13 protein-coding genes are annotated in these 18,873 nt (G+C 70.3%); 9 read left to right on the top strand and 4 right to left on the bottom strand.

All coding sequences use genetic code 11. The features are described 5' to 3' along the window. Positions 1-96: 96 nt before the first annotated feature. The 7 genes from dprE1 (at position 97) to RR1_RS13645 (ending at position 13,873) form a co-directional block, all read left to right on the top strand. Positions 97-1,545, top strand: a complete 1,449-nt coding sequence (dprE1, locus tag RR1_RS13605) for a decaprenylphosphoryl-beta-D-ribose oxidase (RefSeq protein WP_040773030.1) — start codon at positions 97-99, stop codon at positions 1,543-1,545. Next, positions 1,542-2,303 (top strand): decaprenylphospho-beta-D-erythro-pentofuranosid-2-ulose 2-reductase, encoded by a 762-nt coding sequence (dprE2, locus tag RR1_RS13610; protein WP_010838050.1) that lies wholly within the window; start codon positions 1,542-1,544, stop codon positions 2,301-2,303. The genes dprE1 and dprE2 overlap by 4 nt, the downstream gene beginning before the upstream one ends. 10 nt (positions 2,304-2,313) lie before the next feature. After that, the gene (locus RR1_RS13615) at positions 2,314-4,212 is read left to right on the top strand and encodes an arabinofuranosyltransferase (RefSeq protein ID WP_197736978.1); all 1,899 of its coding nucleotides are present in this window, start codon (positions 2,314-2,316) and stop codon (positions 4,210-4,212) included. A 154-nt stretch (positions 4,213-4,366) separates the two neighbouring features. Then, a complete protein-coding gene (locus RR1_RS13620; protein ID WP_010838052.1) occupies positions 4,367-4,675 on the top strand; it encodes a hypothetical protein in 309 nt (102 codons plus the stop codon). Between the two features lie 78 nt (positions 4,676-4,753). After that, a complete protein-coding gene (locus RR1_RS13625) occupies positions 4,754-7,981 on the top strand; it encodes an arabinosyltransferase domain-containing protein (RefSeq protein ID WP_010838053.1) in 3,228 nt (1,075 codons plus the stop codon). Between the two features lie 69 nt (positions 7,982-8,050). Continuing rightward, positions 8,051-11,365 (top strand): arabinosyltransferase domain-containing protein, encoded by a 3,315-nt coding sequence (locus tag RR1_RS13630; protein ID WP_040772986.1) that lies wholly within the window; start codon positions 8,051-8,053, stop codon positions 11,363-11,365. An 858-nt stretch (positions 11,366-12,223) separates the two neighbouring features. After that, positions 12,224-13,873, top strand: a complete 1,650-nt coding sequence (locus RR1_RS13645) for a carboxylesterase/lipase family protein (RefSeq protein WP_010838058.1) — start codon at positions 12,224-12,226, stop codon at positions 13,871-13,873. Between the two features lie 3 nt (positions 13,874-13,876). Here RR1_RS13645 and RR1_RS13650 read toward each other — a convergent pair whose 3' ends face one another. The 4 genes from RR1_RS13650 to RR1_RS13665 are packed head-to-tail and all read right to left on the bottom strand — an operon-like array spanning position 13,877 to position 17,194. Beyond that, positions 13,877-14,482, bottom strand: coding sequence for a response regulator transcription factor (locus RR1_RS13650; RefSeq protein ID WP_010838059.1), 606 nt, complete (start codon positions 14,480-14,482; stop codon positions 13,877-13,879). Continuing rightward, complete coding sequence (locus tag RR1_RS13655) at positions 14,479-15,618, bottom strand: sensor histidine kinase (protein WP_081634143.1); 1,140 nt, start codon at positions 15,616-15,618, stop codon at positions 14,479-14,481. Before RR1_RS13655 ends, RR1_RS13650 begins: the two co-directional genes overlap by 4 nt. Beyond that, entirely contained in the window at positions 15,555-16,295 is a 741-nt protein-coding gene (locus tag RR1_RS13660; RefSeq protein WP_010838061.1) for a hypothetical protein, read from the bottom strand. Before RR1_RS13660 ends, RR1_RS13655 begins: the two co-directional genes overlap by 64 nt. Next, positions 16,292-17,194 carry an ABC transporter ATP-binding protein gene (locus tag RR1_RS13665; protein WP_010838062.1) on the bottom strand — a complete coding sequence of 301 codons (903 nt, stop codon included), beginning with the start codon at positions 17,192-17,194 and terminating at the stop codon, positions 16,292-16,294. Before RR1_RS13665 ends, RR1_RS13660 begins: the two co-directional genes overlap by 4 nt. A 154-nt stretch (positions 17,195-17,348) precedes the next feature. On the opposite strand from RR1_RS13665, the gene RR1_RS13670 reads away from it, so the two are divergent. Further along, positions 17,349-17,882, top strand: a complete 534-nt coding sequence (locus RR1_RS13670) for a DUF2243 domain-containing protein (protein ID WP_010838063.1) — start codon at positions 17,349-17,351, stop codon at positions 17,880-17,882. After that, complete coding sequence (locus RR1_RS13675) at positions 17,879-18,847, top strand: cytochrome c oxidase assembly protein (RefSeq protein ID WP_010838064.1); 969 nt, start codon at positions 17,879-17,881, stop codon at positions 18,845-18,847. Before RR1_RS13670 ends, RR1_RS13675 begins: the two co-directional genes overlap by 4 nt. The last annotated feature ends 26 nt before the right edge of the window (positions 18,848-18,873 follow it).

Consider the following 18,873-nt stretch of genomic DNA (forward strand, 5'->3'; position numbering starts at 1 on the left):
AGCGAGCGTACTCACCCGCACGCCCGGCGAAGCTCCTCACCGGGCAGGGACCGAGTGCCGTTCCCGCCCGGATACCGCGGGGTAATGTCTCTCTCGATGTCCGAGACAGCGAACGAGACGGCCCCGGCGACACCACCGCGACCGCTCGACACCACCACACGCAAGCTCGACGGCTGGGGTCGTACGGCGGCGACGACGGCACACGTCCTGTCGACGCCCGACGTCGACGTGATCGCGTCGGCGGTCGCCCAGGTCGCCGATCACAACGCCTCCAAGCCCTCGTGGCTGCGCCGCGGCGTCATCGCGCGCGGCCTCGCGCGCTCGTACGGCGACGTCGCGCAGAACGCCGGCGGCCTGGTGATCGACATGAACGCCCTGAACACGATCCACAGGATCGACCGCGAGACGCGGCTCGTCGAGGTGGATGCGGGCGTCAATCTCGATCAGCTCATGAAGGCCGCGTTGCCATTCGGGCTGTGGGTCCCGGTGCTTCCGGGGACGCGCCAGGTCACCGTCGGCGGTGCCATCGCGAACGACATCCACGGCAAGAATCACCACAGCGCAGGCAGCTTCGGCGACCACATCGTCTCGCTCGATCTGCTCACCGCGGACGGCAAGGTCCGCACGCTCACCCCCAAGGGCGGACGCAACGATCCGAAGGGCGCGCTGTTCTGGGCGACGATCGGCGGCATCGGCCTCACCGGCGTCATCCTCAAGGCCACGATCGAGATGACGCCGACCGAGACGGCGTACTTCGTCGCGGACGGCGACGTCACGGCGACGCTCGACGAGACGATCGCGCTGCACGAGGACGGCAGCGAGTCGAACTACACGTATTCGAGTGCGTGGTTCGACGCGATCTCGGCGCCGCCGAAGACCGGTCGTGCAGCGATCTCGCGCGGCTCGCTCGCGCGGCTCGATCAGCTGCCCGCGAAGCTGCAGAAGAACCCGCTGAAGTTCGATGCGCCGCAGTTGCTCGACCTTCCGGACGTCTTCCCGAACGGGCTCGCGAACAAGTACACCTTCGGCCCGATCGGCGAGGTCTGGTACCGCAAGTCCGGCACGTACCGCGGCAAGGTCCAGAACTTGACGCAGTTCTATCACCCGCTCGACATGTTCGGTGACTGGAACCGCGCGTACGGCTCGAACGGCTTTCTGCAGTACCAGTTCGTCGTGCCGACCGAGTCGGTCGAGGAGTTCAAGAAGATCATCTACCGGATCCAGAGCTCCGGGCACTACTCCTTCCTCAACGTCTTCAAGCTCTTCGGCGAGGGCAACCGGGCGCCGCTGAGCTTCCCGATGCGCGGCTGGAACATCGCCGTCGACTTCCCTGTCACCAAGGGCCTCAACGAGCTCGTCACCGAACTCGACAAGCGCGTCCTCGAGTTCGGCGGCCGCCTCTACACCGCGAAGGACTCGCGCACCACCGCCGAGACCTTCCACCGCATGTACCCGCGCATCGACGAGTGGCTCGCCACACGCCGCAAGTACGATCCGGACGGCGTTTTCGCATCCGACATGTCGCGACGATTGGAACTGCAGTGATCAATGCCGTGGGCAACCCTCAGACCCTCCTGCTGCTCGGCGGGACGTCCGAGATCGGCCTGGCCATCTGCGCCGAGTACCTGAAGAAGGGCCCGATGCGCGTGGTCCTCGCCGCACTGCCCGGCGACGAACTGCGGGAGACCGCCGTCGCTCAGCTCAAGGCAGACGGCGCGACCGACGTCGACATCGTCGACTTCGACGCACTCGACACCGCGTCGCATCCCGCCGTGATCGACCAGGCGTGGGCCAAGGGCGACATCGACGTCGCGATCGTCGCGTTCGCCCTCGACGGCGATCCCGAGGTGCTGTGGCAGGACCAGGCGAAGGCCGTCAAGGTCGCCGAGGTCAACTACACGGCCTCGGTCTCCGTCGGGGTGCTCGTGGGCCAGAAGATGCAGGCGCAGGGCTACGGCCGCATCGTCGTCATGTCGTCCGTCGCCGGCGAGCGCGTCCGCCGCTCCAACTTCGTCTACGGCTCCACCAAGGCGGGCCTCGACGGCTTCTACCTCGGTCTCGGCGAGGCGCTCGCGCCGTCGGGCCCGCGGGTCACGGTCGTGCGTCCCGGCCAGGTGCGCACCCGCTTCTCCGCACACGCGAAGGAGGCGCCGCTCACCGTGAACAAGGAGGAGGTCGCCGCACTCGCGGTGCGCGCCTCGGACAAGGGCAAGGAGATCGTGTGGGCGCCGAACGCGTTCCGGTTCGTCATGACCGGACTGCGTCACGTGCCGCGCGCCGTTTTCCGCAAGCTTCCCGTCTGATCCGGGCTTCGTGAGTACGCTCGCCCCCGCCCGTAGGAGCGTCGCGGCACTCGCGGAGATCGTGGCGGCCGTCGTGGTCGCCGCGGTGGTCGCCGCCGCGGGACTCTTCGCGTTCGCGCAGATCTCGTGGCCCGCGTTCCCGTCGTCGAACGTCCTGCAGGCCGTGACGACGGCAGCGCAAGTCGTGACGCTCGCGGTCCTCGCGTTCGTCGTGTGGTGGATCCGCCGCTCGCGACGACTCGGCCGTCGCGCGGGCTGGTGGCCGAAGCCGCTCGCGTGGGCGTCGCTGTCGGGATTCGTGACGGCGAGCCTGGGGCTGCCGCTCGCGGCGACGACGCTCTACCTGCACGGCGTCTCCGTCGATCAGGAGTTCCGGACGCAGTACCTCACGCGGCTCACCGACTCGGCGGCGCTGCGCGACATGACCTACGCAGACCTGCCGCCGTACTACCCCGCCGGATGGTTCTGGCTCGGCGGACGCGTCGCGTCGGTTCTCGGGCTCGACGGCTGGGAGGCGTTCAAGCCGTACTCGATCGGGTCGATCGCGGTCGCCGCCGTCGTCGCGCTCGTGCTGTGGATGCGCCTCGTCCGGACGGATCTCGGTGTGCTCGCGGCGGTCGCGACGACGGCCGTGACCGTGACGTTCGCGTCGCCCGAGGCGTACGGCGCCGTCGTGATCGTGGTCGCGATTCCCGCGCTCGTCCTCGCATGGGGCGCGCTGCGCCGGCCGCCGGGACGGGGCGGGTGGGGTGCCGTCGTCGGGACGGGTCTCTTCCTCGGCGCCGCCGCGACCGTCTACACGCTGTATCTGGGGTGGGCGGCGTTCACCGTCGTCGTGATGGGTCTGATCGCCGCGATCCTCGCCTATCGCAGCGGCACACGCCGTGACGCGCTCGAACCGCTGCTGCGGGTCGCCGTGATCGCCGCGGTGTCGGGGCTCGTCGCGCTCACCGCCTGGCTCCCCTATCTCGTCGCGGTCGTCGGCGGCACGCCCGCCGAGTCCGGGACGGCACTGCACTATCTGCCCGAGGCCGCGGCGACGCTGCCGCTGCCCATGGTCGACTTCTCGCTCACCGGCGCGCTGTGCCTGATCGGCACGCTGTGGCTCGTCACGCGTGCCGCGACGTCGCGGCGGGCGCAGGCGCTGGGGCTCGGCGTCGTGACGGTGTACGCGTGGTACCTGCTGTCGATGGTCGCGACCGTCCTCGGCACGACGCTGCTCGCGTTCCGGCTAGAACCCGTCCTGCTCGCGCTGCTGGCGGCGGCGGGCGCGTTCGGCGTCGTGGAGTTCGGCCGCTGGATACTGCTCGCGACCAGCGAGAGTCCGCGTGTGCGCGCGTCGATCGTCGCGATCGTCGCGGTGTGTGCGGTCGCGTTCGTCCAGGACGTCCCGAAGTTCCTGGGCACCGACATCGCCATCGCGTACTCCGACACCGACGGCAACGGCGAGCGCGCCGACCGCAGGCCGCCGAGCTCGGTGGCGTACTACGACGACGTCGACGCCGCGATCCGCGAAAGCACCGGGCGACCTGCGGACGACACCGTCGTGCTGACGGGCGACACGTCGCTGATGAGCTTCCACCCGTACTGGGGTTTCCTGGGCCGGACGTCGCACTACGCGAACCCGCTCGCCGAGTACGACGCGCGGCGCGAGGCGGTGCATTCGTGGGCCGAGTCGGAATCCGCCGACGAGTTGCTGGACGCTCTCGCCGGGGCACCGTGGCGGGCTCCCGACGTGTTCGTGCTTCGTGAATCCGCCGACGGGTACACCCTGCGACTGGGTGAGGACGTCTACCCGAACGATCCGAACGTCCGGATGTACCAGGTGACGTTCCCGGCGGCGTTGTTCGACGATCCGCGCTTCGACGTGCAGAAGGTCGGGCCGTTCGTCGTCGCCGCGGTGAGATAGAGCACGTTTACCTACCGCTGTTACCTTTCCGTTGCAAGCCGACACGCCAACCCGTGGTCGAGTTGTGACCTTTCACGAGTCAAAATCGGTACCGCTCGGTATTTACTGGATTAGCGGGGAGTTACCTCGTGTCGGCCGCGGAGAGGAGTGCGCGATGGTGGAGATCCGAAGCGAGCACAGCCCGACATCGGCGCGCGTCAGCTCCGAGGAGGATCACCTCCTGGGAACGTCGGCGGGCCGATCGCTCGCCGACCTCAGTGCACTCGTCCTCGCGGGCGCACTGATCGGCATCTATGCGGGCGCGTGGATCGCCGTGCCGGTCGCCGTCGCCGTGTGGGCGGTGCTGCAGATCGCCACGCGCCTCTATCGCACATCGGGACGGCACGCACCCGATCGCCCGGGCGCCGTCCACACCGTCGTCATCGGCTCGGGGCAACACCGCTCGGCCCACCGCGCCGCCTGAGGCCGAGGCGGATCGCCACCCTCGGGGAACGGTGAAACCGGTCCGCGCGCGGACCGGCCACCCTACGATCTGTGAGTCGTGACGTCTGCACCGTCGGTGGCCGCTTCGGCGCGCTCCAGCGCCCGCTCCGCGCGCATCGTCGCGGCCGTCGCCGGGTTGATCGGCTTTCTCACCGCGATCGCTGTTCCGTTCCTTCCCGTGCGTCAGGAGCAGGCGTCGATCCAGTGGCCCGACGCCGCGGCCACGGCGTCCGCCGACGTCACGGCACCGCTGATCGCCGACGTTCCGCTCGCGGTGGAGGCGACGGTGCCGTGCGCGGTCACCGAGGAGGCGCCGCCGGGCACCGTGGTCGTGTCGACGCTTCCGGACGGCGCGCCAGATCGCCTCGCGTCCGGCCTCGTCGTCCGTACGTCCGCGGACGGCGGCGTCGAGGTCGTGCTTCGCGACGGCGTGCTCGCGACCGCCACCGGATGCGACACCGTCACCGTCACGTCCGATCACACCGCGACGACCGTGACCGTCGCAGGCGGGCCCGATACCGGCACGTCGTCGACACCCGCCGATCACCGGCCGCAGACCGTCGGGCTCTTCACCGATCTCGATCCGGACGCGCTGGCGGGGACGTCGGTGCAGCTCGACCTCGATTCCCGCTTCTCGTCGACGCCGGGACTGCTCAAGCTCGCGGCGATGATCATGTGCGTCGGCGCCACCGTCGTCGCCCTCGTCGCACTGCACCGCCTCGACAACGCCGACCGCCGCGGCGCGCGACGCTTCCTGCCCGCGCGCTGGTGGCGGATCGGGCCGGTCGACGTCGTCGTGCTCGGGACACTGCTGGTGTGGCACGTCATCGGAGCCAACACGTCCGACGACGGCTACCTGCTCACGATGGCCCGCGTCTCCGGCGACGCGGGCTACATGGCGAACTACTACCGGTGGCTCGGCGTGCCCGAAGCGCCGTTCGGGTGGTACTACGAGGTTCTCGCGCTGCTGTCGAACGTGAGCACGGCGTCGATGTGGATGCGGCTGCCTGCGCTGCTCGCGGGAATCGTCTGCTGGCTCGTCATCAGCCGCGAGGTCGTCCCGCGCCTGGGCGCCCGGGTCCGCCACAACCGCGTCGCGCTGTGGACGGGCGGGCTCGTGTTCCTCGCGTTCTGGCTGCCGTACGACAACGGCCTGCGCCCCGAGCCGATCATCGCGCTCGGCGCGCTGCTCACGTGGTGCGGCGTCGAGCGCTCCGTCGCGACGCGGCGGCTGCTGCCGGCGGCGCTCGCGGTGCTCGTCGCCGCGTTCTCGCTCGCGGCAGGGCCGTCGGGGCTGATCTGCGTCGCGGCACTCATCGCGGGATCGCGGGCGGTCACCGGCGTCGTCGTGGCGTATCGGCGGACGCGGGGCGTCGCAGCTCAGTTGCTGCCCATCCTCGCGGCGGGCACCGTCGTGCTGGTCGCGGTGTTCGCGGATCAGACTCTCGCGACCGTCCTCGAGTCGACGCGCGTGCGCAGCGCGATCGGCCCGAATCTCGCGTGGTTCGAAGAACGGCTGCGCTGGGACGCGCTGCTCACCATCTCGCCGGACGGCTCGCTCGCTCGCCGCTTCGGTGTGCTGGTGATGCTCATGTGCCTCGTCGTGTGCGTCATGCTCGTGCTGCGCAAGGGCCGCATCCCGGGCACGGCGGTCGGGCCGTCGCGACGGATCCTCGGGATCGTCTTCGCGTCGCTGCTGCTGATGATGTTCACGCCGACCAAGTGGACGCACCATTTCGGGGTCTACGCGGGACTCGCCGGTTCGGTCGCGATCCTCGCCGCGGTCGGCGTGGGCGCCAGGAGCATTCGCTCGAAACGCAATCGCGCGCTGTTCGCGGCGGGCGTCCTGTTCGTGCTGGCGCTGTCGTTCACGGGCTCGAACGGCTGGTGGTACGTCGCGAGCTACGGCGTGCCGTGGTGGGACAAGCCGCCGTCGATCGCAGGCAAGGGCTTCTCGACGGCGCTGCTCGCCGCGACGCTGCTCGCGCTGCTCCTCGCCGCCTGGTATCACCTGCGCGAGCCGTACGAGAACGGCAGGGTCGACGGCCACGTGGCGCGCATCCTCACCGTCTCGCCGCTGACGATCGCCGCGGCGGCGATGGTGCTGTTCGAGGTCGCGTCGCTCGTGAAGGGCGCCGTCGCGCAGTATCCGGCGTACTCGATCGCGCGCTCCAACATCGACTCGCTCGCGGGCGGGTGCGGGCTCGCCGACGACGTCCTCGTCGAGCAGGACCCCACGGCGGCGATCCTGCCGTTGCGCGAACCGCCATCCGACACCGACGGCGCGGGCGCGTTCGGGGCGACCGACGCGACCGGCTTCTCGCCCGACGGCGTCGCGAGCGACCTCACCGCGGATTCCGAGGAGGTCGCGGCGGGCGTCGCGAACTCGGTGCGCGGCACCGACCGCACGACGAGCGGGACGAGCGCCGGCACCGGGGGCGGCGCGGGGCTCGACGCCGGCGTGAACGGCTCGACGGTGCCGCTGCCGTTCGGGCTCGACCGCGAGCGCGTCCCCGTCCTCGGCAGCTACGTCGACGGCGGGCAGCAGGACGCGTCGCTCACGACGGGCTGGTACGCGCTGCCGCCCGAGACGGCGGACACCCCGATCGTCACGATCTCCGCCGTGGGACGCATCCGGTCCGTCGACGCGGACGGCGTCGAGACCCCCGGGCAGCACCTCGTCGTCGAATACGGCCGCGCCACACCGGACGGCGAGGTCGAGGTCTTCGGTGCGACGTCGCCGCTCGACATCGGGCCGGCGCCGTCGTGGCGCAACCTGCGCGTCCCGCGCGACGCGATACCGCGCGACGCCGACAGCATCCGGCTCGTCGCCGACGATCCCGACATGGCCGCGAATCAATGGCTCGCCGTGACGCCGCCGCGCGTGCCGCAGCTGCGGACGGTGCAGGACGTCGTGGGCTCGCAGGCGCCCGTCATGCTCGACTGGTCGGTCGGGCTCGCGTTCCCGTGCCAGCGGCCGTTCGCGCACCGGTGGGGTGTCGCGGAGGTGCCGGAGTACCGGATCCTGCCCGACCGGCTCGGCGCCGAGGCCACCAACACGTGGCAGGACCACTTCGGCGGCGGGCCGCTCGGCTGGACGGAGGAACTGCTCGACGCCGCGACCGTCCCGACGTATCTGCACGGCGACTGGCGGCGCGACTGGGGCTCGCTCGAGGTCTACACACCGAAGGCGTCCGACGCCGTGCCGGCCGACGTGACCGTCACGCAGGTCGACCGGGGCGGGACGTGGTCGCCGGGGCCGATCCGGTACGCCACCGAATCGTGACGCGTGTGGCGCACGTGACGATCCGGTCCCGGTGGGTGCTACGGCATTTCTGGCCTACCATCGTTCATCGTGCCCGACGCCGTGCCCGCTCCGCCGAGAGAGCCATCCGACACGAGTTCACCGGCGCGAACGGATCGCCGCGGCGAGTTCCGTAGCGCGCGCCTGATCGCCGCGGTGTGCGGCGTGCTCGGCGCGATCCTCGCGATCGCGGTTCCGTTCCTCCCCGTCGTGCAGACGACGTCGGCGGTGCAGTGGCCGCAGGCAGGTCAGGGGGACGTCGAGCTGCCGCTGATGTCGCAGGCGCCGATGTCGTTCGACGCGACGATTCCGTGCTCGGCGGTCGCGGCGATGCCGGAGCAGGGCGGGCTGCTGCTCTCGACGGCTCCCGCGCAGGGACAGAACGCGCCGCTGCAGGCGATGTTCGTCCGGGTGTCGGAGCAGTCGGTCGACGTCCTCGACCGCAACGTCGTCGTCGCGAGTGCGCCACGCGCCGAGGTGCAGTCCCCCGCGTGCGGCGAGATCGTCATCCGCTCCGGCATCGACCGGACGTCGGCCGAGTTCACGGGTCTCACGAACGACGGCGGCACTCCCGTCGCGGGCGAGCTGGGCGGCGATCTGCGGCCGCAGATCGTCGGCATCTTCAGCGATCTCGACGATCCCGCCGCCGCGGGCCTGTCGGTGTCGGTCGACATCGATTCGCGGTTCTCGACGAGCCCGACGCTGATCAAGCTCGTCGCGATGATCGGCGCACTCGCCGCGACGGTCGCAGCGCTCGCAGCGCTCGCGCGGCTCGACGGCACCGAGGGCCGTGGCCATCGCCGGTTCCTGCCGGCGCGATGGTGGAGGTTCACGCCGATCGACGGCGTCATCGTCGGCACGCTCGTGCTGTGGCACTTCATCGGCGCGAACACGTCCGACGACGGCTACCTCCTCACGATGGCCCGGGTCTCGGACGACGCCGGCTACATGGCGAACTACTTCCGCTGGTTCGGCGTCCCGGAGGCGCCGTTCGGCTGGTACTACGACGTGCTGGCCGCGCTCGCCCACGTCTCGACGGCGAGCCCGTTCATGCGGCTCCCGGCGCTGCTCGCGGGCATCGCGTGCTGGCTCGTCATCAGCCGTGAGGTGGCGCCGCGGCTCGGCCGCTCGGTGCGCGGCACCAAGGTCGCGCTGTGGACGGGCGGCCTGGTCTTCCTCGCGTTCTGGCTGCCCTACAACAACGGGCTGCGTCCCGAGCCGATCGTCGCGCTCGGTGCACTGCTGACGTGGTGCTCGATCGAGCGCTCGATCGCGACGCGGCGGCTGCTGCCCGCCGCTGTCGCCGTCGTGATCGGCGCGTTCACGCTCGCCGCCGCGCCGACGGGCCTGATGTGTGTGGCTGCGCTGCTCGCGGGTGCGCGGCCGATCATCCGCATCATCGTCCGGCGTCACCGCGAGGTGGGTTCGCTGCCGCTCGTCGCGCCGATCGTCGCCGCCGGAACCTCGGTGCTCGTCGTCGTGTTCGCCGATCAAACCCTCGCGTCCGTCATGGAAGCGACGCGGGTGCGCACGATCATCGGCCCGAACCTCGAGTGGTACAAGGACTTCCTGCGCTACTACTACCTGTTCGTCGAGACGGTCGACGGCTCGCTCGCCCGCCGCTTCGCGTTCCTCGTGATGCTGCTGTGCCTGCTGACGACGCTGTTCGTCCTGCTGCGACGCCGCCGCGTCCCCGGTATCGCGAGCGGTCCGGCGTGGCGGCTCATGGCCGTCGTCTTCGGAACGATGTTCTTCATGATGTTCAACCCCACGAAGTGGACCCACCACTTCGGGGCGTACGCGGGCATCGCGGGTTCGCTCGCTGCGTTGACCGCCGTCGTCGTGTCGGCGTCGGCGTTGCGGTCCCGGCGAAACCGGTCGGTCTTCCTCGCAGGTCTGCTTCTCGTGCTCGCGTTCTCGTTCGCGGGCATCAACGGCTACTGGTACGTGTCGAGCTACGGTGTGCCGTGGTTCGACAAGCCCGTCTCGCTGGCCGGCCACCAGTCGAACACCCTGTTCCTCATCCTGTTCGCGGTCGCGCTCGCCGTCGCCGGATGGCAGTACCTGCGTGAGGGTTTCGCGTCCGCGCCGCCACGTGCCGACACCCGCAAGGGCCGGCGCTGGCGGACGTTCGCGGCGGCACCGCTCACCGTCGTCGCGGGTGCGATGGTGGTCTTCGCGGTCGCGTCGCTGCTCAAGGGAGCGGTCTCGCAGTATCCGGCGTACTCGCTCGCACGCTCGAACGTCGATGCGCTGACGGGCAATTCGTGTGGGCTGGCGAGCGACGTTCTCGTCGAGACCGATCCGAACGACGGCCTGCTCGCGCCGGCCCCGGATCCGAGCGAACCGCTCGCGAATCCCGCCGACCCGCTCGCCGGGGCGTCGCCGACGGGCTTCTCCCCCAACGGGATTCCGTCCGATCTCACGGCCGATTACGTCGAGGTCAAGCAGGGCATGAGCAACACGTCGACGCAGAGCATCGGGCCGTCCTTCGAGACCGGGTCCAATGCGGGCACCGCGGGCGGCACCGGCGGAGCCGGGGTCAACGGCTCGACGGCCGCGCTGCCGTTCGGCCTGAATCCCGCGACGACGCCCGTCATGGGCAGTTACCAGGACGGCATCCAGGAGCCCGCGCAGCTCACGTCGAGCTGGTACGCGCTGCCCGAACGCAGCGAGGAGCGTCCGCTCGTCGTCGTGTCCGCAGCAGGACGCATCTGGTCGGTCGACCCGATCAGCGGGTCGACGACGTACGGGCAGTCGCTGCTCGTCGAGTACGGCAAGCGCGCGCCCGACGGCAGCGTCGAGGTGCAGGGCAGCTACCTGCCCAAGGACATAGGGCCCGCGCCGTCGTGGCGCAACCTGCGAGTGCCGATCGACGAGCTCGCACCCGATTCCGACGTGGTGCGCATCGTCGCGTACGACCCCAACCTGACCGGCGACCAGTGGCTCGCGTTCACGCCGCCGCGCGTACCGACCCTCGAGACGCTCGACTCGTATCTCGGGAGCGAGCAGCCCGTGCTGCTCGACTGGGCCGTCGGGCTGCAGTTCCCGTGCCAGCGGCCGTTCCGGCACGAGTACGGCGTCGCCGAGATGCCGAGCCACCGGATCCTGCCCGACCGCGGGCTCGCGGTGAGTTCGACCGACACGTGGCAGGCCGGTGAGTTCGGCGGGCCGCTCGGGTGGACCGAGATGCTCGCGGGCGCAACGACGATGCCGACGTACCTCCGCGACGACTGGGGCCGCGACTGGGGTTCGGTGGAGCGCTACGACCGCCACCGTCCCGACGCCGACGCCGCCGAACTCGACCTCGGCGAGAAGACGCAGTGGGGCTGGCAGAAGGACGGGACGATCCGCGTCTACGAGTAGGCACCACTACCCCCTCAACCTGGTGCCGGCCCCACCGGGTACGGGGTTCGGCGGCGTCGCCAAGGGGGTGTGGACGACGACAGACCTGTGGATGATCGGGCTGTTCGTCGGCACTGCTCGGGCTCCGATGTCACACGGCGCAACCACGCTCGGCGCCATGAGACGTGGGGAATGGGCGATCGATCTGCAGGCCGTGTACGACGCATCGCAGGACGGAGTGATCCGAGCGGGCACGCTGGAGCAACTGCAGATCCCTCGATCCTAGGGCGCGGCGCCGCGTCGTCGACGATCTGGTCGAGGAACTCCGACACGCGCCCACTCGTGGAACGACGATCCCGCGCTCGGTGCTCCGTTGCCGGAGTACCGGGGGTGGCTACGAATCCGCGATGATCGCGGCGCGGCGCGGCTCGTAGTCGTTCTCACTCAGGAAACTCGGTCCTGGCACGGCTCCCGCCCCTGCCGGGCGGCCGCTTCTGTCGACACAGAAGCGCGATCCCTGGCTGATCGGTTCCCGCTCAAGACCGACCCACTCGACGATGACGTGCGCGGGATCGGGACGAACGATCCTGCCAGGGTGCCCTGCGCTGAGCACCGGAGGTCGTGTCGCGGGGTCGAAGATCCCACGATCCTCGTCAGGACCGGTGTAGATCACTGCCTGCCCCCGTCGGGTATCCGACTCCGCGAGCGGAGGACGGTCCCGAGCAGCGGAGTCGACCGTTCCGTTCACCTCCCGATCTCGAGCCCAGGCACCTCTGCGACTGGCAGCCGACCGCACAGTAGCGTGCGTGCGGCCATCTCATCACGGGAGAGGATGCAGAATCTTCCACTGCCGGGGAATCTCGCGCCTACGCTGCCGCAATGGGTACAGGCCGTGAACCCCGGGTCCGTGTTGCTCGGCGCTTCGGTGCCGGGGCGTTCGCCGCGCTGCTCGCCGCCGTCCTGGTGGCAACAGCGTGTTCGTCGCCACCGGACGACGCGGCGACGGCCGACTCCGGCGCCACCGACGTCGCGACCACCGGCGGCCGGCTCCACGGCATCCGCGACGACACCACCACGCGGTTCCTCGGTGTTCCGTACGCCCGCCCGCCGGTGGGCGAGGCGCGCTGGACCCTGCCCGACGCCGTCGATTCGCCGGACGCCGACGTCGATGCCACGCGTCCCGGGCATCCGTGCCCGCAGTCGATGCCCGTTCCCGGCGGCGCACCCGAGCCGGCGGAGGACTGCCTCACGGTGAACGTGACGGTGCCCCGGCAACCGCGTTCGCCCGGCCCGTTGCCGGTGATGGTGTGGTGGCACGGCGGCGGCTACACGAGCGGCGCGGGCAGCGCGTACGACGCGCGGCGCCTCGCCGAGCAGGGCGATGTCGTCGTGGTCAGCGTCAACTACCGGCTGGGTGCCCTCGGCTATCTCGGTGTTCCCGGGCTCGAGGGCGGCGGCAACTTCGGATTCGCCGATCAGATCGAGAGCCTGCGATGGGTGCACGCGAATGCCGAGGCGTTCGGCGGCGACCCCGGCAACGTCACGGTCTTCGGTGAGTCCGCGGGAGCGATGTCCGCGTGCGCGCTGACGACCTCGCCCGTGGCCGACGGCTTGATCGACAAGGCGATCCTCGCATCGGGGTCGTGCATGCTGCGCTGGCCGGACGGCGGCCTGTATCCCGGTGTTCCGGCGCTGGGCCCGTACGCGTCGCGCGACGACAACGAACAGGCGTCGCTGGCTGCGGCACAGCAGTTGGGATGCACCGGCGACGACGTGATCGACTGCATGCGAGCGCTTCCCACCGAGAGTCTGCTCACCGTCGGCGACAGCTTCACCAACCAGCTGGCGTACGGCACGGACCTGCTTCCCGACGATCCCGCCGCGGTCCTCCGCGACGGCAGGCGGTCTGCGGTTCCGGTGATCACGGGCGGCAATCACGACGAGCATCGCTCGTTCGTGGGCGGGCTGCTCGCGGCGACGCCCGATGCCGTGACGCCCGAGAACTACGCGGATCTCGTCGCCACGGCGTTCGGGGAGCGCACCTCGGCGGTGCTCGATCTCTATCCGCTCGAGCGCTTTCCGAGCGCGGGCATCGCGTGGGCGACGGTCGTCACCGATTCGGCGTGGTCGTGCCCGACCCTCGCCGGCGCCCGGTCGATGTCGCGAACCGCGCCGACGTATCTCTACGAGTTCGCCGACGAGACGGCCCCGAACGTCAACGGAATCACGACGATTCCGCAGGGTGCCGCGCATGCGACCGATCTGCCGTACTACTTCGATCTCGGCGGCGAGAGCCTGCTGACGACGGATCGCCGGCGCGAGATCGGCGACCAGATCATCCGGTACTGGACGTCGTTCGCGCACGACGCGGCGCCGCGTGTCGACGGACTCCCGGATCCGGGCCCGGTCGACGCCGACACCCGCCGGGCACTACGGTTCGCGACCGACGAGACAGGCGAGGCCGATGTCGCCGCCGACCACCGGTGCGATTTCTGGCTCGGCGACGAGCCGGCCCCGCAGGGACGCTGAGCGTCAGATCCACCCGCGGGCCTGTGCGGTCCGTGCAGCCTCGACTCGGGTGCCGGCGCCGGTCTTGCCGATCGCCGAGGACAGGTAGTTGCGGACGGTGCCGGCGGAGAGGTTCACCTCGCGTGCGATGGCGCTGACGGTGGCCCCGGTGAGCGCGATCCGCAGGATGTCGCGCTCGCGTTCGGTGAGCGGATCGGGCCCGTCGGCGAGCGACTCGCTCGCGAGGGCGGGGTCGATGACCCGCAGGCCGGAGTGGATGCGCCGGACGGCCTCCGCGAGTTCCTTTGCGGACGTGTCCTTGACGACGAATCCGCTCGCGCCCGCGTCGAGCGCACGCCGCAGGTACCCCGCTCGCCCGAACGTCGTGACGACGAGGACGCGCGTGTCCGGGATCTCCCGGCGCAGCTCGCTCGTGACGTCGATTCCGTCGCGGCCCGGCATCTCGATGTCGAGCAGGCACACGTGCGGCGCGACATCCCGTGCAGCTGCGAGGACTTCGTCGCCGCGGCCCACCTCGGCCACCACGTCGATGTCCGGCTCGAGACCGAGTAGGGCTGCCATCGCGCCGCGCACGAGCGCCTGATCGTCGGCGAGAAGGATGCGGATCACGGCACCGTCACCTCGATCCTCGCTCCGCCGGTGGGCGACTCGGCGAGGTCGACGCTGCCGCCGATCTCGCGGGCACGTTCCACGATGCCCCGCAGGCCGTTTCCGTGACGGGACTCGCCGAGGCCGATTCCGTCGTCCTCGATCGTGATGTGGCCGGGCTCGACCGCGACGGTGCAGCGTCCGGCGCGGCTGTGCCGCACGACGTTCGTGGCGGCTTCGCGCACGATCCACGCGAACACGGGTTCGTGCTGCGGTGACACGTGTTCCGCGTGCACGCCGAGTTCGATTCCCGCTGCCGACAGCATCGTTCGGGCGGCGTCGAGCGACGCGGCGACCGTGGGTTCCCGGAGCTCGGCGACGGTGTCGCGGACGTCCGCGAGCGCCGAGCGCGCGAGTTCGTGCACCTCGCGCATCTCGGTGCGGGCGCGTTCCGGGTCGAGATCGACCATCGTCTGCGCGAGTTCGCTCTTCACCGCGATCACCGTGAGCCCGTGACCGAGGATGTCGTGGATGTCGCGTGCGACGCGGTTGCGATCCGCCGCGATCGCGAGCCGCTCCTCGAGATTGCGGCGTTGTACGGCACCGGATTCGAAGATGTGCGTCGTCGCACCGATGACCACGACGGGCAGCAGGATCAGCGTGAAGAGCCACTGCCCCGCTCCGCTCGCGCCCGACAGGGGTGGCACGACGATCGAGAGCGCAAGCGCGAGCGCACCTGTGATCAGACCGGCGCGCAGCCCCACCGCGAACATCGCGTAGCTGACGAGGAACGGCAGGAACCCGAGCGACGACACCCCGAGAACCGGAATGCTCACCGCGGCCAGCGCACAGAGCGCCGCGACGACGATCACCTCCGCGCGGCCGAACCCGCGATCCAGTTCCTCGGAGTCCCGGAAGGCAACGACGAACAGGACTCCGAACGCCACCGTCGCGGCGACGGAGAGCCACCGCAGGGGTGCGGCGGCCTCACTTGCGAGGATTCCTCCCAGCGGGAAGAGCAGGAACGGCGTCCAGGGGATCGCCCACAGCCACCCGTGGCGGACGGGGTCGAACCACGACCGGACGCCGTCGTTCACCGGCGCCCCGTCGCCGCCCGCGCGGCCACCGCCGCCCACGTCGCGAACACCACCGTCCATACCAGCAGGTTAACGCCCGCCACCCAGAGCGGGGCGTCCATCGCGTCGCCGCCGGCGATCGGGTAGCGCGCGAGTGCGACCGGTCCGTACATGGGGGTGAAGCGCGAGAGGTCGAGCAGGAAGCCGCTCAGCGGCATGAACGCGTTGCCGAGGAACGCGAAGACGACCAGGAGCCCGCCCGCTGCTCCGACGGCGGCCTCGGTCCGGAACGTCATGCCGACGGCGAGCCCGAGTACCGCGAACACGATGCACGTGAGCCAGCATGCGAGCGCCGAGACCACCCAGCCGAACTGCGAGGCTCGGGCGTCGGTGACCGCGCCCAGGGCGAACACCACCATGACGGGGAGGGCTGCGACGGCGACCGCGACGACGGCCTTGACCGCCACGAATCCCGACGTTCCGATCGACGTCAGCGCGAGCTGCCGGCCCCACCCCTGGAATCGTTCGACCGCGACACTGCCGCCGAGGGTCAGTGCTGCCGTCGCCGCCCCGTACGTCGCCATCGAGACCATGACGATCGCCGCGGTGTTGGCCGATGTCCCGATCGGTTCGTCCGAATACGACTGCGTCGCACCGAAGATCAGGTAGAGCGCGCCGGGCAGCAGCACGATGAAGAACATGTTCGGGAAGTTGCGGACGGTGCGCCGCAACTCCAGTCCGGCGTAGGTCGTGGTCATCGGACAACCTCCTCGGTGAGCGAGACGAATGCGTCTTCCAATGCAGCGGACGTGATTTCGATGTCGTAGGCGGTCGTCGAGTCGAGCAGGCGGCGCGCGAGCGCATCCGAATCGTGCGAGTGCAACAGCACTCGCCTCCCCCGTACCTCCACGGAGTGGACGCCCGGCAAGCTCGCCAGAGTGTCGCGGTCGAGGTCCGGATCGGACTCGCGGAACGTCACCGAGACCGTGCGGCCGGTGACCCTCGAGCGGATCTGCTCGGTCGGCCCGTCCGCGACGATGCGTCCCCGCGCCATCACGACTACGCGGTCCGCGTATTCGTCGGCCTCCTCGAGGTGATGCGTCGCGAAGACGACGGTGCGGCCGGCGTCGGTGTCGGCGCGCATCGCCGCCCAGAACGCGCGGCGCGACGCGACGTCCATCGCCGCGGTCGGCTCGTCGAGGACGAGGAGATCGGGGTCCGCGATGAGGGCGAGCGCGAAGCGCAGGCGTTGCTGTTCGCCACCCGAGCACTTGCCGACGGGGCGTCGCGCGAGCTCCGTCAGGCCGGCGGTGTCGAGGACGCCGTCGACGGTGCGCATGGCGGGGACCGCGGACGCCACGATCCGCGCGGTCTCGCTCACCGTGAGGTCGGCCAGCAGACCACCGCTCTGCAGCACCGCGCCGATCCGTCCCGCGCGCACCGCGGCGCGTGGGGTCAGGCCGAACACCTCGGCGCTCCCGTCGTCGGGGAGCGCGAGGCCGAGCAGGATGTCGAGGGTCGTCGTCTTGCCGGCGCCGTTGGGGCCGAGCAGCGCGACGACCTCGCCCGAGCCGATCTCGAGGTCGACTCCGTCGACGGCAGTCGTGTCGCCGAACCGTTGCGTGAGTCCGATGGTGCGGATCGCTGTCGTGGTCATGTACCCACCGTCGCGCGAAACCCGGTGCCCCGTCCGTACCCGGACGTCACCGGTATCGCATGACAGGTGTCATGCCGGGATGCTCGGACCGCCACGCGGACCACGTCCCCGGTGTCATGGTGAGGTGACGCGGCGCGACCGAGAGGAGAGCGCGATGAGCACATCGACCCCCAGGAGACCGGACGTCGCACCGAGCATCGTCATGCCCGGGATTCTGCTCGGCGTGGGGCTCGGAGGCTTCGTCGACGGCATCCTGCTCCATCAGATCCTGCAGTGGCATCACATGCTCACGAGTGCCTCGACCGCCAACATCGACATCGGCGACTATCCCGCCACGACGGTGCACGGACTCGAGATGAACACGCTGTGGGACGGCTTCTTCCACACCTTCACGTGGCTCGCGGTGCTCGGCGGACTCGCGGTGCTCTACTACCGGGTCACCGAATCGCGCGGCCGGGTGTGGACGTCGCGGGTGCTGTGGGGCTGGATTCTCGCCGGGTGGGGCATCTTCAACGTTGTGGAGGGCATCGTCGACCATCACATCCTGGGGATCCACCACGTCGTGACGGGCCCACACCAGACGGTCGCCGATCTCGCGTTCCTGGCGTTCGGGGCGGTGCTGATCGTCGCGGGGTGGCTGCTGCAACGCTCGGGCCGTTCTCGTCCTGCCGCACACCACGACTCGTGATCGCAGCACACGCCGGCCACGATGCGTCGGGAAGCCAGCCGATGCTGGTGCCGCTGATCCTGCTCGTCGTCGTCGGAGCCGGGTACGTCATGCTGGCCGGCCTGCGCCAACGTGAGGCGCGCGGGTGGAGTCGTTGGCGCACAGCCGGTTTCCTCACAGGTATCGCGTTGCTGATCCTCGCCCTCGACCCGCTGCTCGCGCCGTTTCCCACCGACGACTTCCGCACACACATGTACCAGCATCTGCTCATCGGCATGTACGCGCCGCTGGCCCTGGTGCTCGGCGCGCCGCTGACGCTCGTGCTGCGGTCGGTGTCGCCGCAGCGTGGCCGCGCCATCGTGCGCGCTCTTCGCTCGGGGCCCGGACGATTCCTGGCGCATCCGGCAACCGCACTGACCCTCAATCTCGGCGGTCTCGCACTGCTCTACTTCACTCCGCTGTACGAGGCGACGACGCGGTCGGCGACCCTCCACCACCTCGTCCACCTGCATTTCTTCGTCGCCGGGTACGTGTTCGCGTACGCGATAGCAGGACGAGACCCCGGACCGCACAGGCCCGCCGTGCCGGTGCGCCTCGTCTACATCGGTGCCGCTGTGCTCGGGCACGCCGTCCTTGCACAACTCCTGTACGCCGGAGTGGGCGTACAGGTGGACGTGCCGGCGCAACAGCTCCACGGCGGAGCCTCCTTGATGTACTTCGGCGGCGACATCGCCGAACTCCTCCTCGCCTTCGCTCTCGTGTCGACGTGGCGGCCACGCCGTGGTCTGCACTCCCCGCCGAACGACGGTCGTGAACTGCACTCGTGTCGCCGAACCGTTGTGCGCGCCCGAAGGGTGGACCTGGAATCGACGACAGCGCTATCGTATGACTTGGCTCACTCGATGCCGATCGGTGGCATCCGCCGGAAGCTCCTGAATCACGGAGCGCATCACCCGCCCCGGCCCCGCACGTGCGGCGCGCAGTGACGCGCCCCCACATGGCTGCGGTCCGG

This window comes from Rhodococcus rhodnii NBRC 100604 (assembly GCF_001894925.1).
In the GTDB taxonomy this organism is placed as follows: domain Bacteria; phylum Actinomycetota; class Actinomycetes; order Mycobacteriales; family Mycobacteriaceae; genus Rhodococcus_F; species Rhodococcus_F rhodnii.